The 19,592-nt window shown below is 40.2% G+C and carries 17 protein-coding genes and 1 other RNA gene; 2 read left to right on the top strand and 16 right to left on the bottom strand.

The annotated features are described in order from the left end of the window. Positions 1 to 240: 240 nt before the first annotated feature. From aroD to HMPREF1151_RS01005, 3 genes are all read right to left on the bottom strand, one after another. Positions 241 to 1,035 (bottom strand): type I 3-dehydroquinate dehydratase, encoded by a 795-nt coding sequence (aroD, locus tag HMPREF1151_RS01015; protein WP_009660611.1) that lies wholly within the window; start codon positions 1,033 to 1,035, stop codon positions 241 to 243. Positions 1,036 to 1,102: 67 nt separating this feature from the next. After that, positions 1,103 to 2,335: an MFS transporter gene (locus HMPREF1151_RS01010; protein ID WP_009660690.1), complete on the bottom strand. Its 1,233-nt coding sequence runs from the start codon at positions 2,333 to 2,335 to the stop codon at positions 1,103 to 1,105. A 93-nt stretch (positions 2,336 to 2,428) separates the two neighbouring features. After that, positions 2,429 to 2,848, bottom strand: coding sequence for an Rrf2 family transcriptional regulator (locus HMPREF1151_RS01005; protein WP_005377450.1), 420 nt, complete (start codon positions 2,846 to 2,848; stop codon positions 2,429 to 2,431). Positions 2,849 to 2,993: 145 nt separating this feature from the next. Between HMPREF1151_RS01005 and HMPREF1151_RS01000 the strand changes: the two genes are divergently transcribed. Further along, the gene (locus HMPREF1151_RS01000) at positions 2,994 to 4,361 is read left to right on the top strand and encodes an NCS2 family permease (protein WP_005379645.1); all 1,368 of its coding nucleotides are present in this window, start codon (positions 2,994 to 2,996) and stop codon (positions 4,359 to 4,361) included. Positions 4,362 to 4,497: 136 nt separating this feature from the next. Here HMPREF1151_RS01000 and HMPREF1151_RS00995 read toward each other — a convergent pair whose 3' ends face one another. The 4 genes from HMPREF1151_RS00995 to HMPREF1151_RS00980 form a co-directional block, all read right to left on the bottom strand. Beyond that, entirely contained in the window at positions 4,498 to 5,823 is a 1,326-nt protein-coding gene (locus HMPREF1151_RS00995; protein ID WP_009660741.1) for a hypothetical protein, read from the bottom strand. 63 nt (positions 5,824 to 5,886) lie between these two features. Beyond that, positions 5,887 to 6,555: a hypothetical protein gene (locus tag HMPREF1151_RS00990; protein ID WP_038141075.1), complete on the bottom strand. Its 669-nt coding sequence runs from the start codon at positions 6,553 to 6,555 to the stop codon at positions 5,887 to 5,889. A 90-nt stretch (positions 6,556 to 6,645) separates the two neighbouring features. Beyond that, complete coding sequence (locus tag HMPREF1151_RS00985) at positions 6,646 to 7,407, bottom strand: hypothetical protein (protein ID WP_009660659.1); 762 nt, start codon at positions 7,405 to 7,407, stop codon at positions 6,646 to 6,648. Between the two features lie 235 nt (positions 7,408 to 7,642). After that, complete coding sequence (locus tag HMPREF1151_RS00980; RefSeq protein WP_005384090.1) at positions 7,643 to 8,155, bottom strand: pyridoxamine 5'-phosphate oxidase family protein; 513 nt, start codon at positions 8,153 to 8,155, stop codon at positions 7,643 to 7,645. A 286-nt stretch (positions 8,156 to 8,441) separates the two neighbouring features. Here HMPREF1151_RS00980 and HMPREF1151_RS00975 point away from each other — a divergent pair, with 286 nt between their 5' ends. Beyond that, entirely contained in the window at positions 8,442 to 9,887 is a 1,446-nt protein-coding gene (locus HMPREF1151_RS00975; protein WP_009660695.1) for an amino acid permease, read from the top strand. A gap of 47 nt (positions 9,888 to 9,934) precedes the next feature. Here HMPREF1151_RS00975 and HMPREF1151_RS00970 read toward each other — a convergent pair whose 3' ends face one another. From HMPREF1151_RS00970 to ffs, 9 genes are all read right to left on the bottom strand, one after another. Further along, on the bottom strand, positions 9,935 to 10,501 hold the full coding sequence (locus HMPREF1151_RS00970) for an immunity protein YezG family protein (RefSeq protein WP_009660613.1): 567 nt from the start codon (positions 10,499 to 10,501) through the stop codon (positions 9,935 to 9,937). Positions 10,502 to 10,658: 157 nt separating this feature from the next. Continuing rightward, positions 10,659 to 11,783, bottom strand: a complete 1,125-nt coding sequence (locus HMPREF1151_RS00965; protein WP_009660735.1) for a cation diffusion facilitator family transporter — start codon at positions 11,781 to 11,783, stop codon at positions 10,659 to 10,661. A 218-nt stretch (positions 11,784 to 12,001) separates the two neighbouring features. Then, positions 12,002 to 13,009, bottom strand: coding sequence for an RluA family pseudouridine synthase (locus HMPREF1151_RS00960; protein WP_009660704.1), 1,008 nt, complete (start codon positions 13,007 to 13,009; stop codon positions 12,002 to 12,004). After that, positions 13,009 to 15,594 (bottom strand): 3'-5' exonuclease, encoded by a 2,586-nt coding sequence (locus HMPREF1151_RS00955; protein WP_009660682.1) that lies wholly within the window; start codon positions 15,592 to 15,594, stop codon positions 13,009 to 13,011. Before HMPREF1151_RS00955 ends, HMPREF1151_RS00960 begins: the two co-directional genes overlap by 1 nt. 17 nt (positions 15,595 to 15,611) lie before the next feature. Further along, complete coding sequence (locus tag HMPREF1151_RS00950) at positions 15,612 to 15,872, bottom strand: hypothetical protein (protein WP_009660610.1); 261 nt, start codon at positions 15,870 to 15,872, stop codon at positions 15,612 to 15,614. Between the two features lies 1 nt (position 15,873). Next, on the bottom strand, positions 15,874 to 16,470 hold the full coding sequence (recR, locus tag HMPREF1151_RS00945; protein ID WP_005384103.1) for a recombination mediator RecR: 597 nt from the start codon (positions 16,468 to 16,470) through the stop codon (positions 15,874 to 15,876). After that, positions 16,471 to 16,800 carry a YbaB/EbfC family nucleoid-associated protein gene (locus tag HMPREF1151_RS00940; RefSeq protein ID WP_005377304.1) on the bottom strand — a complete coding sequence of 110 codons (330 nt, stop codon included), beginning with the start codon at positions 16,798 to 16,800 and terminating at the stop codon, positions 16,471 to 16,473. Between the two features lie 69 nt (positions 16,801 to 16,869). Beyond that, entirely contained in the window at positions 16,870 to 19,296 is a 2,427-nt protein-coding gene (gene dnaX, locus HMPREF1151_RS00935; protein ID WP_009660588.1) for a DNA polymerase III subunit gamma/tau, read from the bottom strand. 179 nt (positions 19,297 to 19,475) lie between these two features. After that, positions 19,476 to 19,575: signal recognition particle sRNA small type (gene ffs / locus HMPREF1151_RS09605), an RNA gene on the bottom strand. Positions 19,576 to 19,592 lie beyond the last annotated feature (17 nt).

Here is a 19,592-nt window from a genome sequence, read left to right as displayed (position 1 = left end):
TCCGTCTAATTCATAGCTATTTGTAATATATTCTTGTTTTACATTATGTAAAAATTCAGTATAATAAGTAGTAGGCATATAAGCTCACATCCTTTCTTTAGGACTTTGACACTTTTATTGTAAAGCATGTGAGCCTTATATGCTTATTTTTTTGCAAAAAAATAATGTTGGAAGTGACACCGTAGTGGTGTCACCCCAACATTTATTATAGAGCCAAAAAGTCGGCTCTCGCCGACTTTTTTAATGTACTTTTATGCGTTTATGTTGTTGTTCATCAAATACACCATCTACATCAAGAGTATCTAAGATACGTTTTAGTTCATGTACATCGATTTGACCTGGTGCCGATGCTTTGCCCGCTGAAGCAAAGGTCATAGCATTGCCAAACAAAGCTCCTGAAGCACGTGTAATAGCCCCCAATGGCCCCATGGCCATCGTAATGATTGGGTCTGATGGATATAAGGATTTCACCTCAGCCGTCGCTTCAAGAAGTGTTAATACATCACCTGTTGTATGAGGCATAACGGCTATCTTTGGCACATCCGCTAAAAATCCTTTCATTTGAATGAGTCGATTTACAATAACATCTCTACTTGGTGTACCATTAAAATCATGATTGCTCATGACGATTGTTACACCATGAACCTTGGCGAATTCTATGGTTTTGACCATTCTATCTTGATCAAAGAATAACTCAATATCAATAGCATCTATCAAGCCCGTGGGGATAAGGCGTTCTAACATTGTAAAGTAATCTTGTGAGGAGATAGATTTCTCGCCCCCCTCACCCTTCGTGCGCCACGTAAACAGCAGTCCACGACCTTTTAATTGAGGTTTCATGAGCATCAATAGTTCAATAATAGCATCAATGGAATGAGCTCGTTCGTAATAGTCAATGCGTAGCTCCACCACATCACAGGGTGTATTGCATGCCACCGCAGTAGCATCTAGAATTTCTTTTACCGTTGTGCCCACAATAGGCACGCATATCTTTGTACCCTTTTCTCCAAGTACAGTTTGGCCGATACGGATCATAACAACTCCTTTGCATCTCATACGAAACAAATGATTTCCTTAATACTATCTATGACTCATCATAGTGCTATTCATGTTTTTTAGATAATTTTCTAGACTGAAAGCCCATATATAACAATAACAATCCAGTAATACTGAATACGTAGGATATGCCCACATAGGTCGATACAATACTAGCAAATACAGGACCTACCATAGAACCAAATTGTTGAGCCGTCGTCGTCATACCAAACATACGACCTCTAAAGCTTGGATCTGTATTAAGGGTTACTGCTGCACTCAAGGATGGATTAATCCCTACAATGCATGAACCAATTAGAACCTGTAAAACACCAAACCACCATATACCCACTGGTAAGCTTTGCAGCAATAGAACGATACCACTACCCATCATACAGTAGGAAATGGTCTTAAAATAACCACGACGTTCACCAAGGCGAACCCATAGATTAGTCGTTAAGGAGCCTGCTAAACCGCCGATACTTAGGATAGTACCTGAAATAATAGCGGCCCCTTCCATGGTGCCTTGCATATCCCCCACATAAAGGGCCAAAATAGGCTGTAGCATCATGATGACACATTGCATAAAGAAGAAAATCCCAAGCAACCGTACTAGTACAGGTTGTTGTTGAACGGCCTTAAAGTCTTCACGTAAAGATGTAGATTTAGTAGGTTGAGTAGCTTGCGCTGTTCCATCAGGGCCTACAGCATGTAATTTTGGTTCTTTCACAAAGAACAATACAGCCAATGTCGCAATCAGTACAGCAACACCAGATACATAGAATACAGGACGCATCCCTACTACACTTTCAACAGCACCACCTAAAAATGGACCAATGACATTCCCCAAGATAAGCCCTGTCTGGAAGATACCTAGAGCTCGACCAACCTGTTTCTCATCGACACTGAGGGATACCATAGTCATTGCCGCGGGATAGAACCCATTGGCAAATCCAACGAGGGCCCGCCCCATGAGTAGTTGATATTGGTCTGTAACTAAACCAATTAATACATAACAGATAGCAATGCCAAAGCCAGCGCGCAAGGCCATCCGTTTTTTCCCTTTATTATCGGCGATTTTTCCCCAAATTGGAGCCATAATGCCCGCAATGAGGAATGTAATCCCAAAGACAAGCCCCGACCAAAGGGCTACATCCGCTTTTGGGACACCTAATTCCAAGAGATATATAGGCAAAAAAGGAATAATCATGGTGTAACATATAGCTAATACAGTCATGGCAGCCGTAATAATCCATACATTTCGCATGCCACCACGAGTATCATCTGCGATTGTACTCATCTTTCGCCTTCTTTCCACATATAAAAGTGTATAAAAATATGCTTTTACAAAATTATATAAAGAAGAGTCGCATATAAAACGCGACTCTCTCAATTATTCCACTGGAAACTTGTGATCCATTACATCTTGCAAGGAAACGCGCTCCATTACATGGCGAAACTCATCTTGTAAATACTGCCATAGAGGAGCAGTCAAACAATCATTAAACATAGGACATGGCTCTACATCATCCTCTAAACAGGACACAAGAGCAATAGAGTCCTCTGCAGCATATAAGATTTCATATACATTATATTCAGCAGGATCTTTAACCAAGCGATATCCACCGTATTTACCACGGCCACTTTTAACGAGGCCTGCAGAGGACAAGCGAGATACAATTCCTTCTAAGTATTTATCTGAAAACCCTTGGCGTTCTGCGATTTCACGGATAGGCACATTTTTTTCCGTCCCGTGTTCTGCAATATCCGCTAGGATTCGCAAGGCATACCGCCCTTTTGTAGATATTTTCATAAGTTAACCTCTAAGTCATTCACAATATATGTATAGTATAACATAAATTCATACAAAAAATGGTGGGAAATATGATACACTATAGGTATATCGAAATATTTTTATTTGATATGATTTATAATTTCATACAGGGAGGATTTATCTAATGTTAGATAAACTATTTAAACTCAATGAACGAGGTACCTCCGTTAAAACCGAGATTTTAGCGGGTATTACCACGTTTATCACGATGGCGTACATCCTATTTTTGGCGCCAAACATCTTGAGTCTTGCTGGCATGGACAAGGATGCCGTCCTCATCGCTACAGCTTTAGGTGGTGGCCTCGTAACGATTGCTATGGGTTTATTTGTTAACTATCCAATCGCACTGGCTCCAGGGGTTGGCCTCTTAGCCTTTTATTCCTTTACCGTAGTTCTCGGTATGGGTGTATCATGGCAAACGGCACTAGGTGCGGTGTTCATTTCCGGTCTCGTATTCCTCGTCTTAACGCTGACATCGATACGACAAATGATTGTTGTAGGTATACCGGCTTCTATGAAAGTCGCTATTACCGTTGGTATTGGGCTATTTATCTCCATTATCGGTTTAAAACTATCCGGTTTGATGGCGATTTCCATCAGTTTATCTCCTAACACCTTAGGCCAAGTTATACAAACACATGGCAATCTAGTACCTCCAGCATCTGAAGCATTGTTAACACTAGGTAACTTGCACAGTGGCGAAACATTGTTAGCCCTATTCAGCCTCATCTTTACCGCTCTATTGATGGCTCGTAAGATTCAAGGTTCACTCTTGATTGGTGTGTTGGTAACAACAATTGTGTCCTATGTAACGGGACTATCTACAATGCCTGAGAACTTCACAGTATTGGCAGTGCCTGACTTCTCAAAAGCCGCATTTCTTCAATTAGATATTCCTAGTGCGATCCACATGGGCTTGATTACGATTATCTTCTCCTTCACCTTCGTAGAATTGTTCGACTCTATGGGTACGTTAATCGGTACTGCTACAGAGGCGAAAATTGCGGATCCAAAATCTGGTAAATTCCCAGGTCTTGGTAAAGCGATGACTGTTGACGCTATCGGCGTTAGTGCTGGAGCATTACTCGGTACATCTACGATTACTGCTTTTGTTGAAAGTGCAGCAGGTGTAGGTGCTGGTGGCCGTACAGGCTTAACAGCTGTCACAACAGGCGTATTATTCCTAATCTGCTTATTCTTGGCTCCATTGGTATCCTTGGTACCAAATGCAGCCACATCTCCTGTTCTTATCATTGTCGGTGCCCTCATGTTAGGTGCTATCCGCAATATCGACTTCGATGATTGGACAGAAGGATTTCCTGCATTCCTCGTTATCGTTTTGATGCCATTCACATACAGCATCGCTAACGGTATCTCTGCAGGTCTTATTGCATACCCTCTACTCAAAATTATTGCAGGTCGTGCAAAAGAAGTTAACTGGATTATGTACGTATTAGCGGTACTCGTTATCATCCGTTACGTATTCTTCTAATTAATAGCTAAAAGAACCTATCTCAAAAGATATTACTGAACCGCCCCCTTAATGTTAGACCAAAAATCTTAACGTTAAGGAGGTCGGTTCACTTTGATATCTAATGGATAGGTTCTTTTTTTAGTGCTATTTAGTATTAATGAATTGTTTTTACACCAATTAAGTCTGTACGACTTGGATCGATATCTTTTAATGGCACTACATGATTTCTATAAAAGTCTGCTTCAGAGGCTTTCACAGGCACTTGGAAGAACAAGAAATACGCCATATTATCCTTGTACCACGTAACACTGCGTACTAAGCCCTTATCTACATCCCCTGTATATTGAACCTCCCCTATTGGAGTGGAGTCGCTCCACTGTACGTCATGGTACTCCCATGGGATATATTCTTCAGGCCATACAGTATCCATAGAGTAGCTCATGCGGAAGACCATAGTATGATTTACCCAACGACCGCTGCGCTCTTGATACTCTTCACCTTGCTTCCAATATACAGTTTCTAATACATCATTGTCATAAAAATGTGTAGCATAGTATGTATAGCCAAACGGTAAATAACTTGGTACAGATACGTCATAGGACATCTTATGAGATGCATTAATTACACCGCTAGGTAAACCGATGGTTTTTCTCGTAAGTATAGGCCACACAGAATTCGTATGTGTACGCAATGGCAACCCAATCGTTTCATAAGGAGGCCAATCCGGATCATCATTTTGTTTAACCTTTTTCGCATCGTTTTCTTCAACATTTTGCTTATCATTGCGGTCACCACGTAGTCGAGTATCATCAGCAGCTACGTTACTCACAGGACCTACAGAGTCTACAATTTTGCTTACAAAGCTTTGGTTTCTTGAAGAAGCAAAGTAGAGCATATACACTTTGTGATCTTTTTCCCAATAAGCGATTTGAATAGCGTCTTTACTATAACCTAACGTATGTACAGAAATCCCATTAGGGGTAGTAAAGCTAACTGCATCCTTAGCATTGTACTTTGTCTTTTCTAATATAGGTGTTACCACTGTATCGATAGCCCATCCCATACGATATACAATATCTGTATTAGAGAAGGTTAGCTTCGGACCATATTCTCCATCACGACCCGTTTCCGTATATACAATTTCTAATACGTCATGATCCTTGGCCTTTACATCACGTACCGCATAATCCTTAGGCATATAAGATGGAACTTGTATAGGATAGCCAAATTCCTGCGCGGTACTCTCAATATTAGTATTAACTAAATCATAATCATCAACTTGATCATACCAACGATAACGATCAGCGAGTTTTTTATTATCATCGATGAGATTTTTATTATCTACATCTCGTTCAACAGGAACGGTATTACCATTTTTATCTATTAACGGGTATGTAGCACTAACTGGCAGTACGCCAAAGGTGCTTACTGCAGTAGCCATCGCGGCACATAAAACAGCAGATGTTATTAGTTTCTTCATATTCTCTCCTCTTCGAGCGGTTACACACATTTTCTCTTTATTCCAAATAAATTGCTACGTGAGCTATCTCTTTTTTACAGGCGCCACATGTTCCTTATAGAATTCAGCATCAACTGATTTCACAGATTCTAAGAACAATAAGGAATATGCCATACCGTCTTTTGTCCACGTAATGCTGCGAATTAGTTGCGCTGCTGGATCCCCGGTGTAAAAGACTTCGCCAGATTCACCTTGTTCAGACCATTCAAAGTCCTTATACTCAGCAGGAACATACGGTACATCTTTTACATCTTCCACTGAATAGCCCATTCTATAAACGAAAATACTACCAGAGTTTCTCTTCCCAACTCGATATGTTTGGGAATTTTTTATAAAATATACAACCTCTAATACATCATTTTTGTCTTGCCGCACTGTATAGATTTCATAGCCATAAGGGATATAACTAGGTGCCTCAACCTCATATGGAAGCTTCTTCGCTGCCTCTATTAGATTTCCCTTAAAAGTATGCGCCTTTTTTGTATTCTCTATAGGCCAATCATGAAAGTGCCACTGCAAGCTATCAGTTCTAGGCTCAACATTTTTAAAGTTATGTCCGAGCTTAAGTATTTTAGTGGATCCAGCCTGATCTGTAGTATCAGGAGTATCTACCGTTTCTGCTGTGGCCATTCCTACAGATAATAACCCAGCAGCAATAACAGCTAAAACGGACTTATACATTGTTTTTCTCATATTTTTTCCTTTTTATAAGCGATTACAAATTCCACCGCTATTACATAATATATTGTTCTAGATACAATTTATATAACATCAGTTTATCTGCTAAGGAATCATTCGTTCTTTATTATATTCATCAATTGTTTTGTTTGAAATCTTCGTAACCGGATAGTTTCCCAATAATTCATAACGTGAGCTATCTATATTTTTTACAGGTACCACATGTTCCTTATAGAATTCAGCATCAACTGCTTTCACAGGTTCTAAGAAGAATAAGGAGAACGCCATTCCACCTTCCGTCCACGTAATGCTACGGATCAATTGTACTCCTGGCTTACCTGTATAATACACCTTGCCAGATTCACCTTGTTCAGACCATTCAAAGTCCTTATACTCAGCAGGAACATACGGTACATCTTTTACATCTTCCACTGAATAGCCCATTCTATAAACGAAAATACTACCAGAGTTTCTCTTCCCAACTCGATATGTTTGGGAATTCCTTATAAAATATACAACCTCTAATACATCATTTTTGTCTTGCCGCACTGTATAGATTTCATAACCATAAGGGATATAACTAGGTGCCTCAGCCTCATATGGAAGCTTCTTTGCTGCCTCTAATAGCTTTCCGTTAAAAGTATGCGCCTTTTTTGTATTCTCTATAGGCCAATCATGAAAGTGCCACTGTAAGCTATCAGTTCTAGGCTCTACATTTTTAAAATTATGTCCTAGCTTAAGTGTTTTAGTGGATTCAGCCTGATCTGTAGTATCAGGAGTATCTACCGTTTCTGCTGTGGCCATTCCTACAGATAATAACCCAGCAGCAATAACAGCTAAAACCGACTTATACATTGTTTTTCTCATATTCTCTCCTATTACAAAAATTTATAATATACTCCACACATATAATGATATATTTTCTTATTTATATCAAAATCAAGAAACCTATTCTGTATCTCCAGCTACTTCATAAAACTTTTATCTTTCCTTTTGTGAAAGTATCGTCACAACCAAATAATGTATCTAATGCTTAGGTTCGATATAAAAAAATCCTACTGAACGCTATATCATAATAGAGTTCAATAGGATTGTTGTGTCATTATTTAGTTAATGGAGGCATAATAGCATCTTGTTCAAGTTGTCTTCGTCTTTTGGCCGTATAGTCGACAATTTTAATTTGAACTACGCCCACAGAGTTTACCATGGCTTCCGTAAAAGTAAACTCACGACCTGTCTGATGTTTCATCAATACTTGTAAGCCATGAGACTTTTCATCAATAGCCTCTAAATAGGTAGCCTCTCCACGGCCCATCACACTGGAATAAACTGAACTATATGCACAAGGAATATCACCACCTGAAACAAGGGCTTCATCACTGCCATCAATTTCGATAAATACATGAGGATTTGCTTTAATCAAGTCAAACTTCTTTCCCTCATGATGCCCATGCACATAGATATAAAGCACCTCATCTATAAATTCAAAACCAAAATGTAAGGGTACTACGTAAGGGTAATCACCATCCATCATGCCTAGGTGAATGATGCGAGTGCTATTTAAAATGCCCTTAATTTCTTCTATATCTGTAACTCTTCTGTCTTGTCGTCTCATAATAACCTCCACTACTTTACGTAAAAGATAATCTATCAATTATTATAGCAAATTATGAAAACCTTTTAACGCATAGTATGCTTTTAAAAGTATGAATACACTTTCTTTTATTCGTATGTTAATAATACTATTTACAGGATGTGTCTACTGTAAAAATACATTTGACTTTTTATAATAGATACTGTATTATAAGAAAATAGTTTTATATATTCTATAGATTATGAAAGTTATGGTCATCCATGGCTTTTTGTATTTATAGGTAGTTTGTAGAAAAGAGGTCTTTACTATGTCTGATACGAATCAGTTAGAGCGGGGCCTTAAGAATCGCCACGTACAATTGCTCGCCATCGGCGGTGCCATTGGTACAGGCTTATTCTTAGGTTCCGGTCGGGCCATCCATTTGGCAGGTCCATCCATTCTTTTTGCTTATCTCATTACTGGTCTTATATGTTTCTTTGTAATGAGAGCGTTAGGGGAATTATTATTATCTAATCTTAATCATCATTCCTTTATCGACTTTGTAGAGGATTATCTAGGTGATCGCGCTGCGTTCATCACAGGGTGGACATATTGGTTCTGTTGGCTATCACTAGCCATGGCCGATTTAACGGCCGTCGGACTGTATATGCAATACTGGATACCATGGCTTCCTCAATGGGTACCAGCCCTCGTCGTCTTAATAGCTCTATTACTCATGAACTTAACAGCCGTAAAGCACTTTGGTGAAATGGAATTCTGGTTTGCTATGATTAAGGTTATTGCCATTGTATCCCTTATCATCATCGGCTTAATCATGATTTTCTCTGGATTTAGTACCGATGCAGGTGTTGCTGCCGCCTTTAGTAATTTATGGAATTACGGCGGATGGTTCCCAAATGGGACAATGGGCTTTATCTTATCCTTCCAAATGGTTGTATTTGCGTTCACCGGCATTGAACTTGTAGGTTTGACAGCAGGTGAAACTGAAAATCCTGAAAAGGTTATTCCAATGGCCATCAATAATATTCCATTGCGTATTATTTTGTTCTATATCGGTTCTTTAGCCATCATCATGAGTATTTACCCATGGACGGCCGTTAACCCTGCAGCCAGCCCATTTGTGGCCGTATTTACAGCTGTTGGTATTACCGCAGCAGCAGGTATCGTCAACTTTGTTGTACTTACCTCTGCAGCATCTGCCACAAACTCAGGTATTTTTAGTACAGGTCGTATGATCTATGCCCTTGCTAAACGTGGTCATGCACCTAAATCGATGCGTCGATTAACACATAGCAGCGTGCCATACCAAGCGACAATTTTCTCTGCTGCCGTACTACTTATTACAGTCGTACTTAACTATGTTATGCCAGAAGCTGTCTTTGTTATGATTACATCTATCTCTACGTTCTGCTTCATTTTCATCTGGGCTATCATGGTTGTTTGCCACTTAAAATATCGTAAGAAAAATTCTGAATTAGCGGCAAAATCTAAATTTAAAATGCCTCTATATCCAGTGATAAACTATTTAATTCTTGCATTCTTTGCGTTCATCCTCATTATCTTGGCCTTGAATGATGACACAAGAGTTGCCTTATTCTTCACACCAGTTTGGTTCATTATCTTGTGGGCCTTCTACTCCATGCTTAATACAGGGGACGAAGATACACTTGAAGAAGAACTATTAGACTTAGCAGGTGCTAAAAAACAACACAAAAAACAAACAACAGATGATCACGATGATTATGTAATTTAACACAAAGCCCCTACCTCACCGAGGTAGGGGCTTTCACTATATCCATACTATTTTAAATTAGGAAAGTTAATTTGCTCATAGTTTTGTTGATAGATTCCAATATCTCCTATATTTTCATCGTAATTCATAATGGTTCGAATGCGACGACCTTGACTGGTAACGATAATATCTATAGAACTAGGGATTTCTTGATTCGTTTGTTGTAGATACCTATATAAGTCCTGCACTGCCTGAGACTGACGTAATGAGCCAGCTCTATATTTTCCCTTGGATAAACCAGTATTTTTAATTGTTTGACCACTGTAAACTTGACCCATCGTATCCGTATAATAGAAACGGACTATATTTTCAGATGGTATTGCCTTAATATAAATGGTTTTCCAATTCTTTTTAATCATCGACTTAGTAGATACGGCCACATTATTTACCATTGTTTGTGTTTGTTTATTGATTTCTTTTGTAGTACCATTACCTACCGAGATTTCATCATTCGTCGGCATTTGTAACATAGTCATGGTTGGGTCTGGTTTAACTGATTTAGCATCTATAGATTGCATGCCACAAATACTAATTGCAGTCATAACTGCTAATGTGGATAACATAAATTTATTCATATCTCTCTCCATACTATTGGCAATATATGATATCAACAATATTTTATACAATTTATTATAGTAATTAAAATTATAATTATCAAGTATCTATCCTATATGCAAATGACCGATATTTTCCACTGTTCAGTGGTCAATACCGGTCATTTCTTATATAAAATTAGTTACTAAAATCCGTATCTACAATAGCAAATTGTGTATAATCTGGATAACGGTTATGAAGTTCCGCCTTAATCTTTTCTAATGTACCATGTGGATCTTCTTCATCAAAGTTAAAAATAATATCATAATAGATAATCTTTTTATCTTCTCGTACGTAGAAGGCATGGAGTTGGACTACATTAGTATACAAACTGATAACTTGATCAAGCGCTTTTTTGATTTCAAGAACTTCTACGCTTGGTTGATTTTCTGCGTATACGCCGACAGTCATATTAATGCCAAACTTTTTATAAAGATGAACTGCGATTCCTTTAGTTAACGGATGGACCTCACCCACTGTCATCGTATCTGGCAACGAAATATGAACAGAACCAATCACTTCACCTGGTCCATAGCTATTTAGCACTAGGTCATATACACCGCCTACATTTGGATGTTGCGCGATAGTTTCTTTGATGTTTCGAATAAGATCATCATCGGCCCGAACACCAAGCAAATGATTATACATATCCCGTAAGATCTCATAGGCTGCTTTCAAAATTAAGAGGGAAATTAAAGCCCCTACATAGCCTTGAATATCTACATTGAAGAAATATACGAGGCCTGCAGACACCAATGTAGCAAAGGTAATCACCGCATCAAAAAGAGCATCAATACCAGACGCTACAAGGGCATCAGATTTATATTTCTCACCTTGAGACTTAATGTATCGCCCCATCACAACCTTTACAACGATGGCAACAGCGATGATGGCAAGGCTTGGAATATCAAATGTGGATACCTCTGGATGAAGAATTTTATCTATCGATTCCTTAAGGGATCCAATGCCTGCACCGAGAATGATGAAAGCAATAGCCATGGTAGTCATATATTCTATACGGCCATGTCCAAATGGATGTTCCTTATCGGCTCCTTTTGCGGCCAGTTTTGTACCGGCAATTGTCAACACCGAAGAAAGAACGTCTGTTAAGTTATTTACCGCATCAAGGATTATGGCGATGGAATTCGATGCCAATCCTATTATCATTTTAAAAATGACAAGCACCACATTACCTATAATGCCCTTGATACTGGCGAGCGTAATACCCCGATTACGTTCAGCACTATTTTCTTGTAAAATCATTCTATTACACCTCTTACATACTATATGTACAATATTAAATAATTTATATGTGTACGTTTATTTGTATTATAGCTTATGGATTATCATTTGTCACTATAATTTTCGATATTTTTTCACGAAATCCATTGATTTTACTGAACTTATCAGTCATTCTCATTTCTCAATTAGGAACTTTTATATAGTTAAGAACTCATTCTACTACTGAATGCCCATTCTAGTTAAGCTTGAACGGTTATACGGTCTCCAGAACGCATATGTGTAAAAATAACCTTTATTGCACGTAGTGCAAATGGTTCGCCCGTAGATTTCGCCCCATACAATGTATCCCCTAACAAAGGATGACCTATATGACTAAAAGCCACTCGGATTTGATGTGTTTTACCTGTATATAAGCGAACTGCCACTGCTGTACAAGGCTGATTTCCTAAGTTATGCACAGAATTATCCACATTTTCACCCTGTTTATCCACAGTATTCACTGTGCTGTCCACATTTTCATGGGATATATCCACAATATTTTGTAGGTTATGCACAGAGTTATCCACAACCCCATTCGGATATCGGTGTAAAACGGTAAAATCAGTCCGTGTTTCTTTCCCCTTAGAATTTACTTCGTAATGAATGCCATCAATACTTCTATCCATAGGAAGCACCAACGAATCCGAATCTGATTCGACAATGCCTTCAACAATAGACATGTACCACTTTTCAAATGTGTTATCATCCATTTGTTGTTGATATAAACTTTGGGCTAAACCGCTTTTGGCAATCACTATACACCCTGTAGTATCACGATCAAGGCGATTTAAGAAGCGAATCTTTCTTTTAATACCTCGGTCCTTAAAATAATAAGCTATACCATTAGCAAGGGATACTTGATCTTTTGAGTTTACCGTAACACCGGCAGGCTTATCCACAATGAGCAAATCGTCATCTTCATAGAGAATATGTAAATCCATTGCAATTGGCTCATAATCAATCTTCTCTTTGGCCATAGCTATCCAAATTTCATCATCTACGGCAACCTCTGTATGAGGTGTTGCTTTGTGACCATTTACATGGATTAATTTCTCATCAAATAACTTTACCATCGCTTTTCTTGGATATTTAGTATCTAGCAGTTGCCCTAATGTTATAGCATCTGTAGTTGCATGTTGTATGGATTCTATATCCTGGGTAGTAACTGGCCAAATAATATCATCTGGTCTATGCGTTTTTCGTGCCATTACACACTCCTTTCTACGAGTTTTACATCCCTTGGCATATAATCAAGGAATGCACTTGGCGCTGTGCCTTGGCCGCGTTGTGATTCATTGGCATAGGTAATAACTAGCTCCTGTTTTGGTCGCGTAATGGCCACATAGAACAAGCGTTTTTCTTCATCCTCATTGCCCTCGCGTAAGGACATAAAACTAGGGAATGTCCCTTGATTCATACCCGCCAAAAATACATGGTCAAACTCACTACCCTTTGCTTGATGAACCGTAATAATCGGTATCTTAGATTGTTTACTCATCTGTTGTGGCTCACCAGCCGTCAAGGCAGCCAATTGCAAAATATGATTGAGACGAGCTAATCCCGTTGTACCTTCATATTCCTTATCTAATGATTCCATAATACGATACAAATCTCGTATATGTTCAACCTTGGCCATTTCGCCATGACTCTTATAATAGTCTAGTACGCCCATTTGATTCATAATATAGGCCAATAATTCCGTAGGATTATCGGTATGCATCTTTCTGCGCAAGGTTGCCATTTGAGACGCAATCGTTGTGAAAGCCGCCTTATATTGATTAATGGCTACCATGCGATCTGTCGTTGTGGGCACAATATTTTCACGGACTGCGTAGATTAATAATTGGCCCGTAGCGATAATATCATCCATCGCATTATGGGTAGGCGTATGATTGATAGGAAAATATTTTGATAAAAATCCTAACTTATGATTTTCCAGTGTTGGATAGAACCGTCTAAAGATATCTAGTGTATCATATACGGCCTTAAATTGAGGCTCTCCTAAATTATGGCGCGCTAATTCATGGCTCAAAATGCTAATGTCATAATTTACATTATGACCTACAATGATACGATTGTTAGAAAATTCTTTGAAAGCCTCCAATACGACCTTTGGACTTTCACCATGCTCTGCTAAATATTCATCTGAAAAGCCATGAACAAGTTGGGATGTGCCCACCGATTTACCAGGATTGATAAAACGTTCAAACCGTTCTATTTCATTGCCATCTTTATCAATGCGCATCGCCGCAATTTGTATAATTCGGTCTTCTGTCGTATCCGTACCAGTGCTTTCTACATCGTATACCACCACTTCACCCACCTCAAGACCTGCTACCAATTTGGCATATGGCTCAGCTTCAAAAATGGGCATATCCATAAAATCTGTCAATTTTAGCCCTACACTACGATTTTTTGGACTTTCAATATCGCGAATACGCGCGTCGCCAATGCCCGATACATAGCGTTTAATAATGCGTTTCGCACTAACCGCATCATTAGGATTCATCAAGAGCTTAAAATACGCCATGATATCCTTAATCTCCTGACGACGGAAGAATTTATATTCATCAATAATCATAAACGGACGACGTTCCGATTCTGGTTTCTCTTGATTATATCGTTCAAACTGCTCACTTAAACGCTGTGCCTTGCGATTATCACGGACCAACACACCGATAGATGCATCCTTTGGAAGCGCGCAAATACGGTCATAAATAAATTTTGATTCCGTATATTCATTACGACAACCTTTCACGAGGATAGGTGCCCCATCACTAGCACTGTTGGCCTCTGGCATTTCATCATATACATCGCCTACCAGCTGAGGAAACATAGTTTGCAATGTTTTGAAAGCCATTGTAAACAAGGTACGATTAGAGCGATAGTTTTTATAGAATATGATTTTTAGAGGATTAAAATCACGGGTAAATGCCTCTAATAAACGGAACGGATCTGAGCCGCGCCATTCGTAGATAGTTTGAAAATAGTCGCCACATAAAAGAACGTGATTGCCTTCCCAAAGCATTTCCATAACCTTATATTCTAATGAGCCCGTATCTTGCATTTCATCAACGGAAATATATTGATAGCGACTACGCCAGCGTTCTCGAATATCTGGATTTTGAAATAGTCGATGCACACCACAGATTAAATCAGTAAAATCAACGCCGTGAACGGATTGTAAACTTTCATCATAACGAGCAATCCATTCATGACCATGCGCCCAAAAGTCCGACAAGTCCTCAGTAGCAAGAGTATTGTAATTGTAAAATAATTTCTCTATTTGCTTAGATTGCTCCTGCTCTAAACGTTGTATCGTTCGTTTGTAATCATCTATCAACGATTCAGAATAGAATTCATACACAGAACGATATTCCTTTACCATGCTTATAAGGCTAGCAAAGTTCATATCCCGCATATTTCTCGGTTTATATGGCAAATATAGTTCTTTACAATCCTCTTCATCAAATATAGTCACATCTGTATAGAGCGACTCATCTCGCTTGCCCTCTTGTTGAAGAACGTAAAAACAAAAGCTGTGGAACGTACTAATATCCACAGCCTTTGCAGGTTGGCCAACGAGGGATTCGATGCGCGACTTCATCTCTTGTGCCGCCTTGTTCGTAAAGGTCATACACAAAATCTGATGCGCCTCGCAGCGGCCATTTTCAATAATATGGGCCACTCGATAAGCCAGTGTATTCGTTTTTCCCGTCCCAGCGGACGCCAACAAGAGGATGTTTCTATCTAGTTCATCGATGACGCGTTGTTGTTCGCTATTGATAACCATGATATCCTCTCCTTATTTTATAAGCCGTAGTATAGAGCGGCCAGTACCATCGGAATGGGGCCAAATAGTACGGTCAAAGCCCACACACCAAAGCCAATATCCATTGGTATATGCAATACATAAATGCATACCATGTATGTCACAATGCCTAATACTACATTTAGAGCTACCTTTTTAATGGTAAAAAAAGCAAGTTTCAAGGCGATAACAATGACCAATACAGATATAATCGCCTCAGTCATAGGCGCTGCCAATAATGGCGCGAGTAATATGTTCATATTATCCTTTCATCTCCTGACGGTTTACAACGGCACCGCCCAAGGTCAATTCATCGGCATATTCGATATCTCCACCTACAGGAACACCGCGGGCAATACGCGTTACCTTGATGCCAGTCGGCGCTAGTAGACGTGCCAAATATAAGGCCGTCGCCTCCCCTTCTACATCAGGGTCCGTTGCGAGAATAACCTCTTGTACGACACCATCACGCAAACGAGCAATCAGCTCTTTAACGCGAATGTCTTCAGCACCGATGCCCTCTAAAGGTGACAACGCCCCCTCTAAGACATGGTAGAGCCCCTTGTAATCACCGCTGCGTTCAATGGCAATCACATCACGAGACGTTTCAACCACCATAATCGTGGTTTGATCCCGATTTGGATTAGAGCAAAATTCACAAGGGTCCTGCGCAGATAGATTAAAACAGATAGAACAATGGCGGGTTGCCCCTTTAGCTTCAACAATGGTATTGACCAATCGGTCCACCTCTTCTTGCGGCATTTCCACAAGATGGTATGCCAAGCGACGGGCAGATTTAGAGCCAATGCCTGGCAATCTGCGCAACTGTTCTACGAGCCGTTCTAATGCGTTTGTCATTTAGAACAAACCTGTTGGCAAATTAAGACCACCTGTTACCTTGCCCATTTCTTGAGACAATAGGTCATCTACTTTTTTGCTTGCTTCATTAACAGCAGCCATTACCAAATCTTCAAGCATTTCCACATCTTCAGGATCAACTGCAGAAGGGTTCAATTTCAAAGATTCAATCATCTTTTCGCCATTCATAACAACGGTAACAGCACCGCCACCTACGGATGCTTCTACTGTACGAGTTTTTAACTCTTCTTGCATTTTTTTCATGTCAGCTTGCATTTTTTGAACTTTTTTCATCATGCCTGCCATATTGCCCATACCTTTACCGAACATTATATTTCCTCCTTATAGGACTATGAAAGTCCTTACAAAATAAATTAACTATATACTGAAAATTATAATTTACTCATCTATGACCTCTACATAAATGTCATGGTCTTCTGAAAGTTTCTCTAATGTTTTAGCCAACAGTGGGTTTTGTTGCTCTTCAACGCCCATATGTTCAGGGTCCCACTGGTATTCACGCTTTGGGACGGCTTCTACCTCCACGGTGGCACCGCTATCCATAGGCCGATTGATAACTTCACCATCATCGGTCATTACCTGTGTTCCGTCTAGACTCATAACGGGTATACCACCGTCATCATGAGCTGTCTTTTTCTTAGCAGATGAATCCTCATCTCCCTTACTGCTCGGTGGTTTTATACCTCTTGCTTTAAGAGCAGCTAACGCAGCCTCTCTAGCATTATTGCGAGCTTCGGAGCTTATAGGCTCTGGCGGTTTTACACCACCAGATACATCTTGGGTTTCAGATTGTATAGTAGCTCCAGACTTCTCTTCAGTATCCTGAGTCGCTATAGGCGTAGAGGATATTGTTTCACCATTATCAAGTAAGTCTGCTTCTACCGGTGGTGGCGGGGCCTCAACAACCGGTGTAGGCTGTGACCTCTTAGGCTGTACAGCTCGATTAGACCGCGCTCCGCTAGCCATCATATATTCTTTATAAACATCTGTCTCTATATCGACAATCTCTAAAGACACGGAATAGCCCAACGCATATTGGAACGCTAATGCAATTTCCTTGCGATTTGCTTCATTAGTAGCCAAGGTAAGGGATATTCCCTTTTTAAAAGCTACTACTGCTTTTTCACGATCTACATAAATAACTTGGCCTTGACCAATAATATTATATGCTAATCCCTTATCGCTGTCCTTTAGATATTTTATCACAGTAGTCTGAATGGTTCTATATTCCCTAGAGTCCACCATGGTTTCACCGATAACAGCGACTTGGCTAATACCTGTATTCTTTTGACGGCCCGTATGTCTCGTCGTTCGAGACGTACCAGTCTTAGGTTGTACCGCACCAGAATTCTTCATCGGTGGTGGTGTCATACCAACACCATGCATAGGTGCCGTAATTGGTGGTGGCGTCAAACCTGTAGCAGCCGTTTGATTACTACCGCTAGGTTTCGATTCCGCTACAGTAGGTGCAGGCTTATAATTTGTTGGCACTTCATGAATCGTAACAGATTCGTATTCCTCCATAGGCGGTGGAATAAAATCATCATCTACCACATTAGACCTTGATGCATTAGATGTAGCCACAAAATTAATAGATGGCGCCGCCATTGATGGACCTTGTTGTTCCAATTTGGCCAGCCGATTGAGTACGCCTTCGCGTGACTCGCGTTCAGACTGTTCTAATGCAGCCAAACGGTCCTCTACATCGTCATGAGCCTTGGATACGCCGGCACATAAAACCAATAGGCCCATTTCAATAACCGTACGTGGGTTATCTACCTGTTTCGCATCGCTCATGATGGATTGTAACTGTTTAATATATTGATTGATGGTACCAAAATCAATGTCTTGTGCTTGTTCTAAGAATTCAGTGCGGAACGAATCATATACCTTTAATTCCTCCGCATCAGGAGCGACCTTAGCAATCAATAGAGCTCGTAAATGTTGCGTTAGGGCCTCCATGATTTGAGCCCCATCACGCCCTTCACTGAGTGCATTTTGAATATATTTCAATACAGCTGGCCCGTCTCCATCGTGTAAGGCAGATAGGAATTTAATAATCCAGTCCTTACTAACGAGGCCAATGAGTTCCTCTACAATGGCCGGTGTAATCTCGCCACTGGCCATGCCCACACATTGATCTAGAATACTTAACGCATCGCGCAAGCCACCATCCGCATGAACCGCGATGAGACGTGCTGCATTATCTTCTAAGGCAAAGCCTTCTTTATCCGCAACATATTGTAACCGCTGTGCAATATCATCAGAAGTGATACGTCTAAATGTATATCGTTGGCAACGAGATACGATGGTAACAGGCAGTTTTTCAATCTCAGTGGTCGCAAAGATAAACATCACGTGATCTGGTGGTTCCTCTATCGTCTTTAATAGGGCATTCCACGCTTCATTGGTAAGCATATGGGCTTCGTCGATGATGAATACCTTTTTACGCCCCTCTACAGGCATAAACTTTACACTTTCACGTAAAGCACGAATCTCATCGATACCACGATTCGACGCCGCATCAATTTCGAGGACGTCCATAGACTGACCACTCAAAATCGATTTACATACGCTACATTCATTACAAGGATGGTCAGTAGGACCATGTTCACAATTAATGGCACGTGCAAAAATCTTAGCCATACTTGTCTTACCAGTCCCGCGCGGGCCGGCAAATAGATACGCATGAGCCACCTTATCCTCGCGAATAGCGCGCATCAACGTATCTGATACCTGATGTTGCCCAACCACATCGGTAAACGTCTGCGGACGATACTTACGATATAGCGCCATATATGCCATAGGAACACCCCCTTTTCCCTGCAAACAGTCCGTAATTAGTAATACTTTATTATACCATATTACACAAAAAAGAGGGCGTCCTTTCACGTCCTCTTTGCATGTAACTAATACCCGTTTTAGCTTCAATAATAGGATAAAAAAAGCGGCCCCCAAGGCCGCCTTGCAATATTCGATCACGACAGCCCCCGGGTTCCCCGTGGCACATGAAGGTTACCGCTTAGTGCTGCTACCTCTCAGTCCTGACACGATTCACAGGCCCCCATTGCACGGGCCCGAGAACTGCCATGATCCAATAT

It is taken from the genome of Veillonella sp. ACP1 (assembly GCF_000286635.1).
Taxonomy (GTDB): Bacteria; Bacillota; Negativicutes; order Veillonellales; family Veillonellaceae; genus Veillonella; species Veillonella atypica.
Note: the sequence above shows the minus strand (reverse complement) of the source record. Positions and strands in the feature narration are given on the sequence as shown.